Annotated in this window: 18 protein-coding genes and 1 other RNA gene; 9 read left to right on the top strand and 10 right to left on the bottom strand. The window is 64.9% G+C overall.

The features are described 5' to 3' along the window. Positions 1-146 precede the first annotated feature (146 nt). Genes DFR45_RS11365 through DFR45_RS11345 form a run of 5 tightly spaced genes read left to right on the top strand, consistent with a single transcriptional unit; the run spans position 147 to position 3,004 of the window. Positions 147-338 carry a hypothetical protein gene (locus tag DFR45_RS11365; protein ID WP_048811581.1) on the top strand — a complete coding sequence of 64 codons (192 nt, stop codon included), beginning with the start codon at positions 147-149 and terminating at the stop codon, positions 336-338. Continuing rightward, the gene (locus DFR45_RS11360) at positions 338-787 is read left to right on the top strand and encodes a DUF2924 domain-containing protein (protein ID WP_009238673.1); all 450 of its coding nucleotides are present in this window, start codon (positions 338-340) and stop codon (positions 785-787) included. Before DFR45_RS11365 ends, DFR45_RS11360 begins: the two co-directional genes overlap by 1 nt. Continuing rightward, the gene (locus DFR45_RS11355; protein ID WP_114483859.1) at positions 784-2,163 is read left to right on the top strand and encodes a recombinase family protein; all 1,380 of its coding nucleotides are present in this window, start codon (positions 784-786) and stop codon (positions 2,161-2,163) included. Before DFR45_RS11360 ends, DFR45_RS11355 begins: the two co-directional genes overlap by 4 nt. Next, a complete protein-coding gene (locus DFR45_RS11350) occupies positions 2,163-2,534 on the top strand; it encodes a site-specific recombinase resolvase (RefSeq protein WP_114483858.1) in 372 nt (123 codons plus the stop codon). Before DFR45_RS11355 ends, DFR45_RS11350 begins: the two co-directional genes overlap by 1 nt. Beyond that, the gene (locus DFR45_RS11345) at positions 2,531-3,004 is read left to right on the top strand and encodes a hypothetical protein (protein ID WP_114483857.1); all 474 of its coding nucleotides are present in this window, start codon (positions 2,531-2,533) and stop codon (positions 3,002-3,004) included. Before DFR45_RS11350 ends, DFR45_RS11345 begins: the two co-directional genes overlap by 4 nt. A 90-nt stretch (positions 3,005-3,094) precedes the next feature. Here DFR45_RS11345 and DFR45_RS11340 read toward each other — a convergent pair whose 3' ends face one another. Further along, the gene (locus tag DFR45_RS11340; protein WP_277752686.1) at positions 3,095-4,222 is read right to left on the bottom strand and encodes a cation transporter; all 1,128 of its coding nucleotides are present in this window, start codon (positions 4,220-4,222) and stop codon (positions 3,095-3,097) included. A 69-nt stretch (positions 4,223-4,291) separates the two neighbouring features. Here DFR45_RS11340 and cadR point away from each other — a divergent pair, with 69 nt between their 5' ends. After that, positions 4,292-4,771: a Cd(II)/Pb(II)-responsive transcriptional regulator gene (gene cadR / locus DFR45_RS11335; protein WP_114483855.1), complete on the top strand. Its 480-nt coding sequence runs from the start codon at positions 4,292-4,294 to the stop codon at positions 4,769-4,771. A gap of 266 nt (positions 4,772-5,037) precedes the next feature. Here cadR and ssrA read toward each other — a convergent pair. The 7 genes from ssrA to DFR45_RS11295 form a co-directional block, all read right to left on the bottom strand. After that, positions 5,038-5,424: a transfer-messenger RNA gene (gene ssrA / locus DFR45_RS11330) on the bottom strand. A gap of 13 nt (positions 5,425-5,437) precedes the next feature. Continuing rightward, positions 5,438-6,103, bottom strand: coding sequence for an HAD family hydrolase (locus tag DFR45_RS11325; protein WP_114483927.1), 666 nt, complete (start codon positions 6,101-6,103; stop codon positions 5,438-5,440). 34 nt (positions 6,104-6,137) lie between these two features. Next, on the bottom strand, positions 6,138-6,857 hold the full coding sequence (ubiG, locus tag DFR45_RS11320) for a bifunctional 2-polyprenyl-6-hydroxyphenol methylase/3-demethylubiquinol 3-O-methyltransferase UbiG (protein WP_114483854.1): 720 nt from the start codon (positions 6,855-6,857) through the stop codon (positions 6,138-6,140). A gap of 54 nt (positions 6,858-6,911) precedes the next feature. Next, the gene (locus DFR45_RS11315; RefSeq protein WP_114483853.1) at positions 6,912-8,009 is read right to left on the bottom strand and encodes a glycosyltransferase; all 1,098 of its coding nucleotides are present in this window, start codon (positions 8,007-8,009) and stop codon (positions 6,912-6,914) included. Positions 8,010-8,036: 27 nt separating this feature from the next. Then, the gene (locus DFR45_RS11310; RefSeq protein WP_114483852.1) at positions 8,037-9,572 is read right to left on the bottom strand and encodes an ArnT family glycosyltransferase; all 1,536 of its coding nucleotides are present in this window, start codon (positions 9,570-9,572) and stop codon (positions 8,037-8,039) included. Positions 9,573-9,969: 397 nt separating this feature from the next. Next, a complete protein-coding gene (locus tag DFR45_RS11300) occupies positions 9,970-11,385 on the bottom strand; it encodes an FAD-binding oxidoreductase (protein ID WP_114483850.1) in 1,416 nt (471 codons plus the stop codon). An 18-nt stretch (positions 11,386-11,403) separates the two neighbouring features. Beyond that, positions 11,404-11,793 (bottom strand): DUF2069 domain-containing protein, encoded by a 390-nt coding sequence (locus tag DFR45_RS11295; protein WP_241659440.1) that lies wholly within the window; start codon positions 11,791-11,793, stop codon positions 11,404-11,406. Between the two features lie 72 nt (positions 11,794-11,865). On the opposite strand from DFR45_RS11295, the gene DFR45_RS11290 reads away from it, so the two are divergent. The 3 genes from DFR45_RS11290 (at position 11,866) to DFR45_RS11280 (ending at position 13,651) form a co-directional block, all read left to right on the top strand. Continuing rightward, positions 11,866-13,122, top strand: coding sequence for a YihY family inner membrane protein (locus tag DFR45_RS11290; protein WP_114483848.1), 1,257 nt, complete (start codon positions 11,866-11,868; stop codon positions 13,120-13,122). A gap of 100 nt (positions 13,123-13,222) precedes the next feature. After that, complete coding sequence (locus tag DFR45_RS11285) at positions 13,223-13,363, top strand: type II toxin-antitoxin system RelE/ParE family toxin (RefSeq protein ID WP_199755315.1); 141 nt, start codon at positions 13,223-13,225, stop codon at positions 13,361-13,363. Between the two features lie 3 nt (positions 13,364-13,366). Further along, entirely contained in the window at positions 13,367-13,651 is a 285-nt protein-coding gene (locus DFR45_RS11280) for an addiction module antidote protein (protein ID WP_114483847.1), read from the top strand. Between the two features lie 259 nt (positions 13,652-13,910). Here DFR45_RS11280 and DFR45_RS11275 read toward each other — a convergent pair whose 3' ends face one another. Then, on the bottom strand, positions 13,911-14,729 hold the full coding sequence (locus DFR45_RS11275; RefSeq protein WP_114483846.1) for an alpha/beta fold hydrolase: 819 nt from the start codon (positions 14,727-14,729) through the stop codon (positions 13,911-13,913). Positions 14,730-14,731: 2 nt separating this feature from the next. Continuing rightward, complete coding sequence (locus tag DFR45_RS11270; RefSeq protein ID WP_114483845.1) at positions 14,732-16,042, bottom strand: O-acetylhomoserine aminocarboxypropyltransferase; 1,311 nt, start codon at positions 16,040-16,042, stop codon at positions 14,732-14,734. Positions 16,043-16,074: the final 32 nt, after the last annotated feature.

Below are 16,074 nucleotides of genomic sequence, written 5' to 3'. Positions count from 1 at the left end.
GATGGTAGAGGCCAAGAGGCACTCTGTCAACTGTTTCGTTAACGCGCAATGGATTCATGACTGGCGGTCACGATTACCCTGCGTTGCCATCCGCTTCGGAAGATCAGGCTCACTATCCCTGACGGTTGCAATTCCTCGGAGCCGTCATGAAGAACCTCGAACTCGCATCTCCCACGGAGATGAGCGCCAGCGCCCGTGCTGGCGAAATCGCCGCCATCCTTGCGGCTGCCATCGTCCGCACCCTTGCTGCGGATGAGCCAAAACAGAGAGAAGTTGGCCTTGGCTTCCTGCCCGACCAGCGCGTTCATACAACCCCCTATCAAGAGGAGAAGTTGTGATGAACGAGAAACAAGCATCCGTCGCGGCACGGATAGCGGAGCTGGCCTGCCTGCCGATGTCCGAGCTCTGGACGGTGTGGGATCGGTATTTCCCGCGCCGCCCGGACTACCCCAACCGCACGCACGTCGAGTCCCGCCTCGCCTACAAGCTGCAGGAGGAAGCCTTCGGTGGCCTTGCGCCCGAGACCAAGCAGCGCCTGGAAGCCATCGGCGCAAAACACTCCAAGATCAAGCTGCGGGCCAAGCCGCGGGAGTTCGATTTCGCGCCGGGCACGATCCTGCTGCGCGAATGGGGCGAGCGCGAACACCGGGTGACAGTCACCGCCGAGGGGCTGTTTGAGTACCAGGGGCGCAACTTCAAGAGCCTGACGGCGGTGGCCCGCCACATCACGGGCGCGCACTGGTCGGGGCCGCTGTTCTTTGGCCTGAGCAAGGGAGGTGCGCGATGAGCGAGATTGCCAGCACCAAGGCCCGCAAGCGCTGCGCCGTCTACTGCCGGGTGTCCTCGGATGAACGACTTGACCAGGAGTTCAACTCCATCGACGCGCAGAAGGAGGCGGGCCACGCCTACGTCGCCAGTCAGCGATCCGAGGGCTGGATTCCGGTGGCCGACGACTACGACGACCCCGGCTTCTCTGGCGGCAACACGGATCGGCCGGGGCTGAAACGCCTGATGGCGGACATCGAGCGCGGCCAGATCGACATCGTGGTGGTCTACAAGATCGACCGCCTGACGCGCAGCTTGGCCGACTTCTCCAAGATGGTTGAAGTGTTCGAACGCCACGGGGTGTCCTTTGTGTCGGTCACCCAGCAGTTCAACACCACCACCTCGATGGGTCGGCTGATGCTCAACGTACTGCTGTCCTTCGCCCAGTTCGAGCGCGAGGTCACCGGCGAGCGCATCCGCGACAAGATCGCCGCAGCCAAGCGCAAAGGGATGTGGATGGGTGGCGTGCCGCCCCTGGGCTACGACGTCGATAACCGCCAATTGGTCATCAACGCTTCTGAGGCGGCGGTGGTGCGGCGCATCTTCGAAGAGATGCTCACCATCGGCTCGCCCACCCAGATTGCCGCCAATCTCACCGCCGAGGGCATCACCACCAAGGCGTGGACGACGCAGGAGGGCCAGACCCGCAACGGGGCGCGGATCGACAAGAAGTACCTGCACAAGCTGCTGCGTAACCGCATCTACCTCGGTGAGCTATCGCACAAGGGCAATTGGTACCCCGGTGCGCATCCGGCGATCATCGACCACGGCCTGTGGGGGCGGGTCCACGAGATCCTGGCCAAGGACGGCCACGCACGATCCGTGGAAACCAAGATCAGGTCACGCACCGACGCGCTGCTGCGTGGCCTGCTGTACGCGCCGACCGGCGAGCGGATGTACCCGACCTACTCACGCAAGAATGGGCGCAAGTACCACTACTACGTGTCGAAGTCGGAGGCCCGCTTCGGCGCGCCGGGCAAGAACTACGAGCGCCTACCCGCGCTGGAAATCGAGGGCGCGGTGGTAGCCCAGATCCGGACGGTGCTGACCAGCCCGGAATCCATGGCGTCGGTGGTGCGCCACATCCAGCGCAACGGCGCCCAGGTCGACGAGGCCACCACCGTGATGGCGATGGGACGGCTCAACGACGTGTGGGATCAACTGTTCCCAGCGGAGCGCCACCGCATCGCCAACCTGCTGATCGAACGCATCGACCTCGTCCACGCGGGTGAGGTGCAAGGCATCAAGGTGAAGTGGCGGGAGATCGGTTGGAACGCGCTGATCGAGGAGTTCGCACCCGGCAGCATCGGCAGCGAACTGCTGGAGGTCGAAGCCTGATGACTGACCCGATGGAAACCTTCGTGCCCTTGACGTTCCGCCGCCGGGGCGTCCAACGCGTGGCTGTCGACAACCGAGACGTCCACGACGTCACCCTGCTCGACGGTGTGGCACGCGCCTTCTACTGGCAACACCTGCTGGACACCGGCGCCATGCAGAGCGGCTCGGCCATCGCGCGGGCCGAGAAACTGCACCACTCGGTGGTCAACGAGCTGCTGCGCCTGACCCTGCTGGCCCCCGACATCATCGAACAGTTCATGGCGGGCCTGCAGCCGCGCCGTCTGACCCTGATATGGTTTCAGCGAAACCGCCTGATGGTCGACTGGCAGGGCCAGCGCCAGCTCATGGCCAGTTTTGAGGAGGAGGCATGAGTCTCAAGCATCGCGGCCGGGCCAAAGGCGAACCCGTGACGTATCAGACGCCGCTGCCCGCTGGCGGCGTGCAGATCGAAACCTTTCTGCCCTGGACGCTTGTGCGCCGTGGTCTGAAGAAGCAGGTCATCACACCGCTTGACGCGCCGCAGGCGTTCTCGGAGCAAGCGCACCAGGAACGTCTGGCCCGCGAGGCTGCGCAGGACTCCGCGTTGATGCGCGCGCTGGGTCTGGCGTATCACTGGCAACGCTTGCTGGACGAACAGCGGGTGGCGTCCGTGGCCGACATCGCCGAGGCCGAAGACATTGACGTCACCCAGGTGCGTCGCGTGATGCGGCTGACTCTGTTGGCACCGGAGGTCGTCGAGCGACTGATCAGCACGCCCGGGGCTGTGCTGGAGCAGGTGATGCGCCGCCCTTGGCCCAACGGCTGGGACGACCAGATCCGCGTGTTTGCGCCGCGAGCCTGATGCGCCGAGCCCAACCACGCCGAACGCCTCCTGCGGTTCTGGGATGATTCGCCTGAGAACTCCCTGACAATCGCCCTGGAACGATTGCCTTCACCTAAGCATCAGGATGCGCCGCGCGCCGCTGAGTACGACCAGGCCGATAATGCTGCCGATGACAAGGTCCGGATAGGGTGAGCCGGTCCATGCCACCAACAAGCCTGCGGCGACCACGCCCAGATTGGCGATGACATCGTTGGCCGAGAAGATGTAGCTGGCCGTCATGTGCACGCCGCGATCCCGCTTGCGGGCGATGAGTACGAGGCAGGTCATATTGGCCACGAGGGCAATGAGCCCGACGCCAATCATCAAGCTCGATTGCGGCTCGCTGCCGAACACGGCCCTGCGCAGCACCTCGCCCAAAGCGCCAAGTGCCAGCAACATCTGAAGCCATCCGGCGAAATGGGCGGCTCTGATTTTCATGCCCGCGGCGCGTCCGACTGCGTACAGCGCAAGTCCGTACACAGCCGCATCGGCAAACATGTCAAGCGAATCGGCGATCAGCCCGGTCGACTGCGCGATCAAGCCCACCAGCATCTCAAAGACGAACATGGTGCCGTTGATGGCCAGCATGACCTTCAGCGTACGGGCTTCCGAAGCGTCGCCTTCAGGGTCCGGTCTGGCCAAGGGCACATTTCCTTGAGGCACCGAATCGATGAGCTCAGCATTCAGATTCAGGGGGGCCAGCTTGCCGAGGATGTCCTCCGTCGGCCCCATGTGGATGACCGACAGCTCATGTTTGCGCAGATCGAACGACAGCGTCCCGATACCCGCCTGATCGGCCAACGCCATGCGAATCAAGTTCTCTTCGGAGGGGCAATCCATCTTGGGGATGGAGAAGCGGGTCAGGGTGCCGACTGTCGACTTCGCTGCCGCAGTCTCGATGAGCGCCGCGTCAAGGTTCAGCGGACGGAGCTTCGCCTCGATGCGCTCCGCTTCACCGCTATGCGTGACCGTGAGACGCCGCGTGGCCAGATCGAATTCCAGTGCTGTCACGCCTTCGGTCCCCGCCAACGCCATCCGGACGAGGTTCTCCTCCGAAGGGCAATCCATCTTCGGGATAGCAAACACGCTGGAAAACGCTTCAGCTCGACCGGGCGGCATTGCGCTGGTCGAGACGGGGGTGTTGATTTGGTTCGATGTGCACCCGCCAGAGCAGGTACTGCCTTGACATGTTTTCATAGTTTTGTTCTCCTGCACCCATTAGAAACCCTCAAGTAACTGTAGAGTCAAGCCCTCAGGAGAGTTTTCATGAAAATCGGCGAACTTGCAGCACTGACGGGGTGCCGGGTTTCCACGATCCGGTTCTACGAGGTGGAGGGACTGCTGGAACCGCCCGCCCGTGGCAGCAACAACTACCGCGACTACGGCGCTCATCATGTCGACCGGCTGGCCTTCATCCGGCGCTGCCGGTCGCTGGACATGACTCATGACGAAATTCGGGTGTTGCTGCACTTACAGGACGACCCGGCCAAGCCCTGTGACGATGTCAATGTGCTGCTCGATGAACACCTGCGACTGGTCGAAGGACGTATTTCTGAGCTCAAGGCTTTGCGTAAGCAAATCCAGGGCATTCGCAGCGCCTGCGCCGGCGGGGTATGCATTGGGGAATGTGGTGCGTTGGAGTCTCTGCGGGATACGACCGGTGCGAACGCAGATAACCCGACAGGCGTGAAACTAGGCCGTAAAGGTGGACATGAGCGCTCAGGCGCAGAGTCAACAGCGTCGTAAAAACCCGCCTGTGCGGTTCTCGGTCGCCAGCGCTGCAGCAGTCTCCGACCACAACCGACCGCCTCAGAGCCCTTGCCAGCCAAGGAAGTGATCTCGCGAACGCTCGCGAGACCACCAGAGAAAACTGAGAACGGAGAGGCCCCGAATGGGGTGAAAACGCCGCCTTCGCAGGGGTGGCGCTCGCGAGGCCATGCCCGGAAACCGCGCCAACACAGGGGGAACGGGCAAAAAAATCCCAACCGGATAAGGGTTGGGATTTCACATTATGGTGGAGCTGGCGGGAGTTGAACCCGCGTCCGCAAGCCTTCTTCGAGCAGATCTACATGTTTAGCGCGCTGTTTTAATTCTCGCCACCGGTGTCGCGCAGGCGCACGCTACACCGGTTGCCAGTACCCTTGAATCTCGTTGCGACCCAAGGTACCCGAGGCGCAACCAGCCTATGTGAATGCCCTTGCAGCCTGGAGGCACTGAGTGTTCAGTGCCCCCTTGCCCAGCCCATAGGCCAACTGTTGCAAGGCTCGCTGGCAATTAAGCAGCGAGTGCGAAACGTTCGTCGTTTGCAGTTACTTTGTTGAATCGAGATTTACGAGCGTGACTCAAGCTCGACATGCACCGCACCGATTCCGAACCCGCGTCGAAACCAGGACAGCCCCTTGGCACGCTATTTTAGGTTGGTGCCAGCAATTGCAAGAGCTCAATGGGTAAATTTATCAGTGCGTGCGCGCCCCATTGCTGCAGGTCCGGCTGGATGCCAAGGTAGCCGTAGCAGGCTGCGACGGTGCCCATGCCGGCAGCGCGGCCGGCAGCGATGTCGCGCGCGTCATCGCCTACGTAGAGGCACTGCTCTGGCGCGACTCGTAGCCTTGTGGCGGCTTCGAGCAGCGGCGCCGGGTGCGGTTTGGCGTGTGGCGTGGTGTCGCCGCTAATAATGGCGCCAGCACTTGCGAACAAGGGCAGGGCGCGGGTCAGCGGTTCGGTGAAGCGGGCGATTTTGTTGGTGACCACACCCCAGGCCAGCCCACGCTGCAGCAGCTGGTCGATCAGTTCGGGCACGCCGGCAAACACTTCGGTGTGGTGGTTCAGGCAGGCTTCGTAGGCGCAGAAGAATTCTTCGCGCAGGCTGGCAAAGTCGGGGTGCTCGGGATCTATCCCGAAGGCCTCGCCGAGCATGCCGCGCGCGCCCGCGCCCGCCATGGGGCGGTAGCGTGCGAGCGGTAGCGCGGGCAGGCCGCGCCGGATGCGCATTTGGTTGGCAGCGGCGCCGAGGTCGGGGGCGCTGTCGATCAGGGTGCCGTCGAGGTCGAACAGGACGGCGCGGACGTTGCGGAACATGGGCGTGGGCGATGCGAGGGCGAGCAAGAGCGCATCAAGCACCGAGGCTGCGCCGCGTGGCCATGAGGTAGTTGACGCTGGTGTCGTGGCCCAGGCGGTAGCGGCGCGTGAGCGGGTTGTATTCGAGCCCGCGCTCCTGCACGACTTCGAGACCGGCGGCGCGGGCGAAGGCGGCGAGCTCGCTCGGGCGGATAAAGCGCGCGTATTCGTGGGTGCCGCGCGGCAGCAGCTTGAGCAGGTATTCGGCGCCCACAATGGCAAACAAGAAAGCCTTGGGATTGCGGTGAATGGTGGAAAAAAACACCCAGCCGCCCGGACGCACGAGCGCGGCACAGGCGCGCACGACCGAGGCCGGATCGGGCACGTGCTCAAGCATTTCCATGCAGGTCACGATGTCGAAGCTCTCGGGCTGCTCTTGTGCCAGAGCTTCGGCGCTGATTTCGCGGTAGCGGATGTTGGGCGTGTCGGCTTCGAGCGCATGCAGTTGCGCCACGCGCAGGGCCTTGGTGGACAGGTCTATGCCGGTGACCTGTGCGCCCTTGCGTGCCATGGCATCGGCCAGGATGCCGCCACCGCAGCCGACGTCGAGCACGTGCTGGCCTTGCAATCTGGCCAGGCTGTCTATCCACTCGAGGCGCAGCGGATTGATCTGGTGCAGTGGGCGGAACTCGCTCTCCGGGTCCCACCAACGGTGGGCGAGTTCGGAAAACTTGGCCAATTCGGCCGGATCGGCATTCACGGTGGTGGTGTTCATGGCGCAAGTGCAAAAGTGGCAGAGATGCGAAAAAATACAAAACTGGGCGAAAGCTCAGCCGCCTTTGGGTTTGTTCCAGGTGTAGATGGCGGTGATGGCGTAGTTCCACACGGCCCCCACGACCACGCCCGCAAAAGCCGAGAGTACCCACGATGCCTGCTGGCTGAACAGCCAGGCCGCGATGCCCACGTTGGCGAGGGCGCCCACGCTGCACGCGAGCGTGAAGCTAATCCAGCCGCGCAGCAGCTGCCAGCCGCGCAGGCGCATGTCGCGGTAGGTCAGCAAGTTGTTGAGCACGAAATTGCTGGTCATGGCGACCAGCGTGGCAGCAGTTTGTGCCCACAAAAACGGCATCGAAAGCAACTTGAAGCAGACCGACAGTACCAGCAGGTGCACCAGCAGCCCGAAGCCGCCCACCAGCGTGAACGCGATGAAGCGGATGGGCACCACGCGGCCGAAGAAGCGGTCCAGCAGCATGATGAAGTATTCCCACGCCACCGTGGTGTCGAGCTTGCTCTCGCCGGAAAAGCGCTCGCGGAACTGGTAGGGCAGCTCGAGATAGCGCAGCGGCGTGGGCGAGCTCGCGAACAGGTCGAGCAGGATTTTGAAGCCCACGCCCGACATGCCCTGGCGAATGCAGCGCAGCGCCGCCGCGTGGCGGATCATGAAAAAGCCGCTCATCGGGTCTTTGAGGTCGGCCTTGAGCACGCTGCGGCTCAACCGCGTTGCCAGGCGGCTCAGGAAGGCGCGCGACTGCTTCCACGCGCCTATGCCACCGCCTTCGACGTAGCGGCTGCCGACCACCACATCGAGGTTGGCATCTTTTTGCAGCGCTTCGAACATGGCGCGCAGCAGGCGCTCGTCGTGCTGCAAATCGGCGTCCATCACCGCGACCACGGGAGCGGACGAAGCCAGCATGCCTTCGATGCAGGCCGAGGCCAGGCCGCGCCGCCCGATGCGCTGCAGGCAGCGCACGCGCGCGTCGGACTGGGCGAGGGCGCGCACCTTGTCGGCGGTGCCGTCGGGCGAGTCGTCATCGACGAAGATCATTTCCCAGTCCACGCCTTCGAGTGCGCGCGCGACGCGGTCGCGCAGCTCGGTGACGTTGCCGGCTTCGTTGAAGGTGGGGACGACGATGGAAAGCTGTGGCATGGGTGGATGGGGCTCTCGCTGCGCGGCTCAACGCGGGCCTTTGGGATGGCCGCGGTAGCCGGTGCAGCGGTAAATTTCGATGCGGCGGGTGTCCTGCTGCAGCTGGGAGGATTCGACCACGGCGATGCGCTCTATGTGCGTGAAATAGGGGCGCAATTTGTCGAGGTCTATGCCGGTCTGCGGCATGTCGGAGGTCACGAGCAGGCCCGTGGCGCCGCGCAGGTCGTCGGGGCGGGGAAAATAGTCGTACTGCAGGGCGCGTTCGCCGTAAATGTCTTGCGCATAGGTGCGATCCTGCCCTGCGTTGTAAAACCACAGCAGCGAGCTCGACTTGTACGAGGGCGAAAACACGAAAGTCTTTTGCCCCTGCGCGTGCAGCTCAGCCTCGATCTGGTCGATGCGCGCGGCGGCGTCCTTCCAGCCGCTCCAGATGTTGAGATCTCCCGGCAGCGGCAGATTGGGCACCTGCGCGGCCGCACCCAGCGCGAGCAGCAGCGCCGCCGACGAGCCCAGCCCCCAGCGCAGCTGGCGCAGCTTGGTCGCTTGCGTGGCCGGTTGCGCAAGCAGCGTGCGCAGCCCCAGCACGATCAGCGCCCACCAGGCCGGCATGAGCCAGTTGACCTTGGAGTTGGCGCGAAAGCTCACGGCCGTGAACAGCAGCAGCGGCACCAGCGCGCTCAAAAGCAGCAGCCAGCCTTGCGCATCGAGCGTGCGCCGCAACGCCGCGCGCACACCGCTGCCGAGGCCGCGCAGCGCCAGCCAGAACAGGTAGGGCGTGAGCACCACGAACTGGGTGAACACCAGCAGCAGGAAAAAGCGCGGCTTGAAGCGGTCCATCTCGCCCACGCGGCGGCTGCTTTGGAACGCGATCGAAGCCCAGTCATGCTGCAAATTCCACACAATCACGGGCGAGAACACCGCCAAGGCCAGCAGCAGCGCCAGATAGGGGTGCGGCGTGGCCAGCCAGTGGCGCAGGCGCGGCACAACCAGCAGGTACAGCACCGTGATGGGCACGAGCAGCGCGCCCGCGTATTTGCCCAGCCACGACAGCCCCAGGCACAGGCCGGCCACGTACCACCAGCGCGCCTGGCCCGTGACGCTCAGGCGCCAAATGGCCCACAGCGTGGCGAGCCAGAAAAACATCAGCGGCCCGTCGGGCGAGGGGCCGAAGCCGTAGAACTCATACAGCAGCGTAAGGTTGAGCGCGAGCAGCGACCAGAAGGTCAGCCGCCGGTCGCCCCAGAGGTCTTGCAAGAGCTTGGCCCATAGCAGGTTCCAGCCCAGCGACCACACGACCGCGGCCAGCTTGACACCAAACACCGTGGAGCCGACCACGGCCGTGGTCAGCCAGATCATGTAGCTTGCGAGTGGCGGATGGTCGAAGTACGACCAATCGGGGAAGCGGCTCCAGGTCCAGTAGTAGGCCTCTTGCGGCAGCAGCGGCACGGTGGCCGCCATGCACAGGCGCAGCAGGGTGAAGCCGGCGATCAGCCAAAAAATGGCCTGGAAGCTGGGCGTTTGCCACGCGCTGGTGCGGGGCAGAGGGGGTGATGCGGTTGGCATGGGATAAAGCGGCTGAACCCGCAATTATCGCCGTGCGGATGCGCGCGGGGGATTGTTGGATTGTTGGGGGCTATCTTAGGAGGCTGTCGGACTTTGGAATCGTCGGCTGCGAATGCGCCGCAGCGGCCCATTTTTTACCGGCTTCTTGCCTCATAGCACCACTATGGGGCTGCGAATCCGGCAAAAACTGGTTTCGCTGGGGCGCATTCTCGCTTTCGACGCCCAAAGTCCGACAGCCTCCTAGTGTAGTGTTTGATGCTTGATGCGACAAATAAAACCGATGGATTTTTGGTCTGGGCAAGGCGCAAACCGCAGCGATACCGGGTGGTATCGCGAGGATTTGCAACGCGGCCCGGGCCGAAAAGACGCGGTTTTATGTCGCAGATAGCGTCGAACACTACACTAGTACCCGCCCCGGATTCAGCACATTCTGCGGATCAAGCGCGCGTTTGAGCGTGCGCATCAGCCCCAACGCCACGGGGGACTGGTATTGCTGCAGCTGGCGCACCTTGAGCGCGCCCACGCCGTGCTCGGCCGAAAACGAGCCGCCGAACTGCGCCACCGCGTCATAAACGAGTGCGTTGACATGTGCCTCGTGCGCTTGCAAAAAGGCTTGCGCGTCGCAGCCTTGCGGCGCCTGCACGTTGTAGTGCAGGTTGCCGTCGCCCAGGTGCCCGAAGGTGACCAGGCGCACACCGGGCAATTCCCGTGTGAGCAGCGCATCAGTGTGCGCGACGAAGTCCGCGATGCGCGAGATCGGCACGGCGATGTCGTGCTTGATGTTGAGCCCCTCTTTGGCCTGCGCGAGAGGGATGCCCTCGCGGATCTGCCACAGCTGCTGCGCCTGCGTGAGGTTTTCGGCAACCACGGCGTCGCTGATGCAGCCCTGCGCCAGCGCGGACTCCATCAGCGCCTCGAAGCGCGCGCGGGCGTGGTCAGCCGATTCGCTGTCGGAGTTTTCGAGCAGCACGCACCAGGGCGCGTCGGGGTGCTCGACGAAAGGCACGCGCAGCTGCGGCAGGTGCTGCTGCACCAGTTGCAGCGCAAAACGGCCCATGGCCTCGAACGCTGTGAGCCCCGCGTCCAGGTGTTGGTGCGCGAGCGCGAGCAGCGTGACCGCGTGCGCGAGCGAAGGCACGGCGGCCCACGCGGTGAGCTGGGCTGCGGGCCGCGGAAAGAGCTTGAGCGTGGCCGCGGTGATGATGCCCAGCGTGCCCTCACTGCCGATGAACAGGTCGCGCAGGTCGTAGCCGGTGTTGTCCTTGCGCAGTCCGCGCAGGCCGCTCCAGACCTCGCCCTGCGCGGTCACCACTTCGAGGCCCAGGCACAGTTCGCGTGCGTTGCCGTAGCGCAGCACCTGCGTGCCGCCGGCGTTCGTGGCCAGGTTGCCGCCTATGGTGCAGCTGCCTTCCGAAGCCAGCGAGAGTGGGAATAGCAGCCCGGCCTGCGCCGCGGCGTCCTGCACGGCGTGCAGCAGGCAGCCGGCTTCGGCCGTGAGGGTGAGGTTGGCCGGGTCGACGGCGCGCACCGTGTTCAGGCGCGTGAGGCTCAAGACGATTTCGCGCCCCGAGGCGTCGGGCGTAGCGCCCAGCGACAGGCCGGTGTTGCCGCCCTGCGGCACGATGGGCGTGCCCGCAGCCGCGCAGGCGCGCACCACGGCGGCAACCTGCTGCGTAGTGGCCGGGCGTACCACGGCCAGCGCCTTGCCGCGCGCGCGCCGGCGCCAGTCCTGCTCCCACGCGCTCAGGTCGCCCTCGGTGTGCACTTCGGCGGGGCCGACGATCTGGCGCAGCGTGTGGAGCAAGTCAGACATGGATCGTGCGACAAAAAATCAGGAAGGGGAGTCCGCAGCCGCAGCCCGGGCCTTGCGCAGACGCAGGCGCACGTGCAGCGCGCACGCGACAAAAAGCAGCAGGCACAGCACCACCTCGCCGAGCGCAAGCCAGTTGCCCGGCGGCCGGTCGCTCCAGGCGCGCACCACGCCTTCAATGAAATACAGCCACAACCCCAGGCTCAGCCAGCGGTAGGTGTACATGCGGTGCTTCAGCAGCCCGGCGAGCGGCACGCACAGCGGCAGCGCCTTGAGCGCGAGCCACGAGCCGCCCGGGCGCAGCGGCGCGAGCACCAGCTCCCAGGCCAGGCACAGCACGATCAGGGCCAGCAGGCTGCCCACGGCGAGCCAGCGCGTGGCGGCCACGGCGGGGTCGGGCGTGGCAGGCATGGCGGCGGAAGATGCAGCCGTAGAGGCGGAGGAAGGGATGGGTGCAGTCATCGGGCTGGCATCATATCGGGCATGAACAGGCTCTTCCATGCGGCGCTGGCGCGCATGCGTGCCATTTCGAGCGGGCTCGCGCATTTTCCGTGGCGCAACACGCTGCAGACGCTGCGCGAGCGCTTTCATGAGGATCACCTCGCGCTTACTGCGAGCAGTTTGACCTTCACGACCGTGCTCGCACTGGTGCCCTTCATCACCGTGGCGCTCGCGGTGTTCACGGCCTTTCCGATGTTTGCCGAGCTGCAGAAGGTGCTGCAGCGCTGGCTCGTCGAGAGCCTGGTGCCCGAGAGCATCGCGCGCCAGGTGCTGGGCTACGTCACCCAGTTTTCCGCCAAGGCCAGCCGCCTGGGGGTGGCGGGCTTCAGCGGGTTGCTGGTCACGGCGCTTGCGCTGATTTTGACCATAGACCGCACGCTCAACGCCATCTGGCGCGTGCGACGCATGCGTCCGCTCACGCAGCGCGTGCTCATCTACTGGGCCGGCCTCACGCTCGGGCCGCTCGCCCTGGGGGCGAGTCTGGCGCTCACCTCGTATGTGATGTCGGTTTCGGGCGGGCTGGCCAAATCCTTGCCTGCCGGTGTGCGCCTGCTGTTCGATTCGATCCAGTTTTTCATGCTTGCGGCGGGCATGGCGGCGCTGTACCGCTACGTGCCCAACACGCCCGTGAAGTGGCGCGACGCCTGGGCCGGCGGGCTGTTCGTTGCGGTCGGCATGGAGCTGGCCAAAAAGTTGCTGGCGCTGTATCTGGGCAAGGTGCCCACGTATTCGGTGATCTACGGCGCGTTTGCCACGCTGCCGATTTTTTTGCTGTGGATCTACGTGGCCTGGCTCATCGTGCTGTTCGGTGCCGTGGTCGCCGCGTACCTGCCCGTCGTGCTCATGGGCGTGGCGCGGCGCGGCGGCGCGGGCTGGCCGTTCCAGCTCGCGGTGGAGCTGCTGCAGGCCCTGCATGCGGTACGCGGACAGCCCGCCAAAGGGCTGCGTCTGAGCGCACTCGCCCGGCGGCTGCGCGTGGACGCGCTGCAACTGGAGCCCGTGCTCGAAACCTTGCAGGCGCTGGACTGGGTCGGCCAGGTCAGCGATCCCACCCTCGACGGCGGTGGTGCTCCCAGCCTCGTGGAACTGCGCTACGTGCTGCTGGCCGATGCGCAGAGCACGCCGCTCGCCCCCTTGCTCCAACGCCTGCTGCTGGAGCGCACGGCCAGCGTGGAGGCCTTGTGGCAGCGCGCGCGGCTGGGGGAGTTGATGCTCGCGGATGTACTTTCGAAAGGATAGCTGGAGGCGCGTTTGTGCAAACCTTGAGGGTGATTTTGGGTTGCAAAATCACGGGAGTCTGAATCCAATTGCCTTCGCCATGGGTGCTCGAAAGTATCCAATGGGATACGACAGCTATCGGGTCTATTTCACCCGCTGCGCTGAGGTGGTCTATCTGCTTCAGTTGGGCGGCGATAAATCGACGCAGAAGCGCGACATCCAACGCGCCATCGAGATGGCGCGGGCTTTGCACAAGGAGTAAGCCATGGCCACATTTGCCCCCTTCGATGCAGCTGACTACCTCGATGATGAGGAAACCATCGCGGAATATCTTTCTGCTGCGCTACAAGACCCAAACCCTGACGTATTTCTCACTGCGGTACGAGATGTCGCACGCGCCCGAGGCATGGCGCAACTCGCCAAAGATGCTGGCCTCGGTCGTGAAAGCTTATACAAAGCGCTTACGCCTGGCGCAAAGCCACGCTATGACACAGTGCTCAAGCTGCTTCACGCTCTCGGCGTGAAGCTATCCATTGCCCCTGCCCAATAATTGGAATCTGACAACTATTAAACCCAGATTGTCCATTAGGCGGTGCTGTGCACCTACGCGGGCGCTGGCGAACGTCTGACGGTCATTTTGGCCGCGGCTTCGTCGTCCATGGCACCGGCCATGCACTCCTCAGCCGCGACCAAACTGCCTCGCCAGCCGCCTCGCCATCATCCCGCGTCCTAATGGACAATCTGGGTTAAAAAGAATAGCGCCTAGCGCTTGCTGCATCAGCGCTAGAGGCAAATTTCATTCAAAACCCTCAACACCCCAAAAACCCGCGCAGCGCGTCCAGCGTCTGGTCGGGGGCTTCGGTCATCTGGTGGTGGCCTACGGGCAGGTGCACCACCTGCACGGGCTGGCCGGTCTGGCGTGCCGCGGTGATCAGGCTTTGCGCGGCTTTGGGCGAGGTCATCTGGTCGAGCGCGCCGAGCAGGAACAGCACCGGGCAGTGCACCTGCGCCATGGCTTGTTCGCCGCCGGTGTAGCTGTCGCACGCGACGAAGCCGCGGTGGAACACGTTGACCTGCGGGTTGCTTTGCAGCACGCGCCGCCCGAGCGCCATGCCCGCGCCGAAGATCCAGGTGCCGGGGCCGAGCACCGAAGGCGGCGGCGCGAGCGTGCTGCGCGAGAACACGTTGACCATGCGCAGGGCTTTTTCGGGGTCGTGCAGCGAGGCTTCGATGAGCGCGCTCGACACCTTCATCGGGTAGGCGGTGCCCACGAGCACCAGATGGCTCGCGCGCTCTTGCAGGCGCGCTGCGGCTTCGAGCGCGATCAGCGAGCCCCAGCTGTGGCCCGCGAGCGCGGCGCGCGGCGCGCCCACGGCGTCGAGCAGCGCAACGATGAACTGCGCTGCCTGCTCCACGCTCGCGGGCGCCTCGCCTGCGCTGCGGCAGTGGCCCGGCAGATCGACGGCGAGCACATTCCAGCCGTGGTGCGCGAGGTAGCGGCTTTGCAGCGGCCAGACGCTGTGGTCGTTGAGCACGCCGTGGATCAGCACGACGGTGGGCTGCGCGGGGTCGAAGGCTTTGCCTCCGGTGTAGCAATAGGTTTGGTGGCCTTGGACTTGCAGGTACATGCTCAGGCTCCGACTTTTTCTGCGGCCTTCAAGGCACGCTGCAGGTCGTCGATGAGGTCGGCGGGGTCTTCGAGGCCGATCGACAGGCGGATCGTGCCCTGCGCGATGCCGGCCTGCGCGAGCGCCTCGTCGCTCATGCGAAAGTGCGTGGTGCTCGCGGGGTGGATCACCAGGCTGCGGCAGTCGCCCACGTTGGCCAGGTGGCTGAAGAGCTTGAGCGTTTCGATGAACTTCTTGCCCTGCGCGCGGCTGCCCTTGAGGTCGAAGCTGAACACCGCGCCCGCGCCGCGCGGCAGCAGCTTTTGCGCGAGCGCGTGGCTCGGATGGCTGGGCAGCAGCGGATGCCCCACGCGCGCGACGAAGGGGTGCGCGGCAAGGAAATCGACCACTTTTTCGGTGTTGCGCACGTGGCGCTCCATGCGCAGCGGCAGCGTTTCTATGCCTTGCAGGATCAGCCAGGCGGTGTGCGGGCTCATGCAGGCGCCGAAGTCGCGCAGACCCTCACGGCGCGCGCGCAGCAAAAACGCGCCCACGGTGCTTTCTTCACTGAAGACCATGCCGTGAAAGCCGTCGTAGGGCTGCGTGAGCTCGGCGAACTTGCCCGCAGCGCGGGGGCCGTCCCAGTCGAAGCTGCCGCCATCGACGACGATGCCGCCCACGACCGTTCCGTGGCCCGAGAGGAACTTGGTGGCCGAGTGATAGACCAGATCGGCGCCGAGCGCGAGCGGCTGCATGAGCCAGGGCGTGGTGAGCGTCGAATCGACGAGCAGCGGCACGCCCGCCTCGTGCGCGATCGCGCTCACCGTGGGGATGTCGAGCACGTCCAGGCCCGGGTTGCCCACCGTCTCGCCGAAAAACAGCTTGGTGTTCGGGCGCACGGCGGCGCGCCAGCCGTCGATGTCGCCGGGCTGTACGAAGGTGGTCTCGATGCCGAAGCGCCGCAGCGTGTAGTGCAGCAGGTTCTGCGAGCCGCCGTAGAGCGCCGTGCTCGCGACGATGTGGCTGCCCGCACCCATCAGCGTGGCTATGGCCAGGTGCAGCGCGGCCTGGCCGCTGGCCACGCTGATCGCGCCCGCACCACCTTCGAGCGCCGCCACGCGCTCTTCGAGCACGGCATTCGTGGGGTTGCTGATGCGGCTATAGACGTGGCCGGCGCGCTCCAGATTGAAGAGCGAAGCGGCCTGGTCGCTGGACTCGAAGACGAACGAGGTGGTCAGGTGGATGGGCACGGCGCGCGCGCCGGTGGCCGCGTCGGGCGCAGCCCCCGCGTGCAGCGCCAGCGTGTCGAAGCCGGGGTCGGAATATCCAGGCATGCAAGTCTCCGCAGGAAGGTGTTGGAGGGAAA

Origin of the sequence: Extensimonas vulgaris (assembly GCF_003337425.1) — a bacterium.
GTDB lineage: Bacteria > Pseudomonadota > Gammaproteobacteria > Burkholderiales > Burkholderiaceae_C > Extensimonas > Extensimonas vulgaris.
The sequence above is the reverse complement of the archived record's forward strand: the minus strand, read 5'-3'. Positions and strand labels throughout refer to the sequence as shown.

What these genes read in the sequence shown, in the direction of transcription:
- DFR45_RS11295 (WP_241659440.1), bottom strand. Translation starts at nt 11,793, where the DNA reads ATGCCTGCCACGCCCGACCCCGCCGTGGCCGCCACGCGCTGGCTCGCC.
- DFR45_RS11310 (WP_114483852.1), bottom strand. Translation starts at nt 9,572, where the DNA reads ATGCCAACCGCATCACCCCCTCTGCCCCGCACCAGCGCGTGGCAAACG.
- DFR45_RS11360 (WP_009238673.1), top strand. Translation starts at nt 338, where the DNA reads ATGAACGAGAAACAAGCATCCGTCGCGGCACGGATAGCGGAGCTGGCC.
- DFR45_RS11345 (WP_114483857.1), top strand. Translation starts at nt 2,531, where the DNA reads ATGAGTCTCAAGCATCGCGGCCGGGCCAAAGGCGAACCCGTGACGTAT.
- DFR45_RS11285 (WP_199755315.1), top strand. Translation starts at nt 13,223, where the DNA reads ATGGGATACGACAGCTATCGGGTCTATTTCACCCGCTGCGCTGAGGTG.
- DFR45_RS11340 (WP_277752686.1), bottom strand. Translation starts at nt 4,222, where the DNA reads ATGAAAACATGTCAAGGCAGTACCTGCTCTGGCGGGTGCACATCGAAC.
- DFR45_RS11280 (WP_114483847.1), top strand. Translation starts at nt 13,367, where the DNA reads ATGGCCACATTTGCCCCCTTCGATGCAGCTGACTACCTCGATGATGAG.
- DFR45_RS11270 (WP_114483845.1), bottom strand. Translation starts at nt 16,042, where the DNA reads ATGCCTGGATATTCCGACCCCGGCTTCGACACGCTGGCGCTGCACGCG.
- DFR45_RS11355 (WP_114483859.1), top strand. Translation starts at nt 784, where the DNA reads ATGAGCGAGATTGCCAGCACCAAGGCCCGCAAGCGCTGCGCCGTCTAC.
- ubiG (WP_114483854.1), bottom strand. Translation starts at nt 6,857, where the DNA reads ATGAACACCACCACCGTGAATGCCGATCCGGCCGAATTGGCCAAGTTT.
- DFR45_RS11315 (WP_114483853.1), bottom strand. Translation starts at nt 8,009, where the DNA reads ATGCCACAGCTTTCCATCGTCGTCCCCACCTTCAACGAAGCCGGCAAC.
- DFR45_RS11325 (WP_114483927.1), bottom strand. Translation starts at nt 6,103, where the DNA reads ATGTTCCGCAACGTCCGCGCCGTCCTGTTCGACCTCGACGGCACCCTG.
- DFR45_RS11275 (WP_114483846.1), bottom strand. Translation starts at nt 14,729, where the DNA reads ATGTACCTGCAAGTCCAAGGCCACCAAACCTATTGCTACACCGGAGGC.
- cadR (WP_114483855.1), top strand. Translation starts at nt 4,292, where the DNA reads ATGAAAATCGGCGAACTTGCAGCACTGACGGGGTGCCGGGTTTCCACG.
- DFR45_RS11350 (WP_114483858.1), top strand. Translation starts at nt 2,163, where the DNA reads ATGACTGACCCGATGGAAACCTTCGTGCCCTTGACGTTCCGCCGCCGG.
- DFR45_RS11365 (WP_048811581.1), top strand. Translation starts at nt 147, where the DNA reads ATGAAGAACCTCGAACTCGCATCTCCCACGGAGATGAGCGCCAGCGCC.
- DFR45_RS11300 (WP_114483850.1), bottom strand. Translation starts at nt 11,385, where the DNA reads ATGTCTGACTTGCTCCACACGCTGCGCCAGATCGTCGGCCCCGCCGAA.
- DFR45_RS11290 (WP_114483848.1), top strand. Translation starts at nt 11,866, where the DNA reads ATGAACAGGCTCTTCCATGCGGCGCTGGCGCGCATGCGTGCCATTTCG.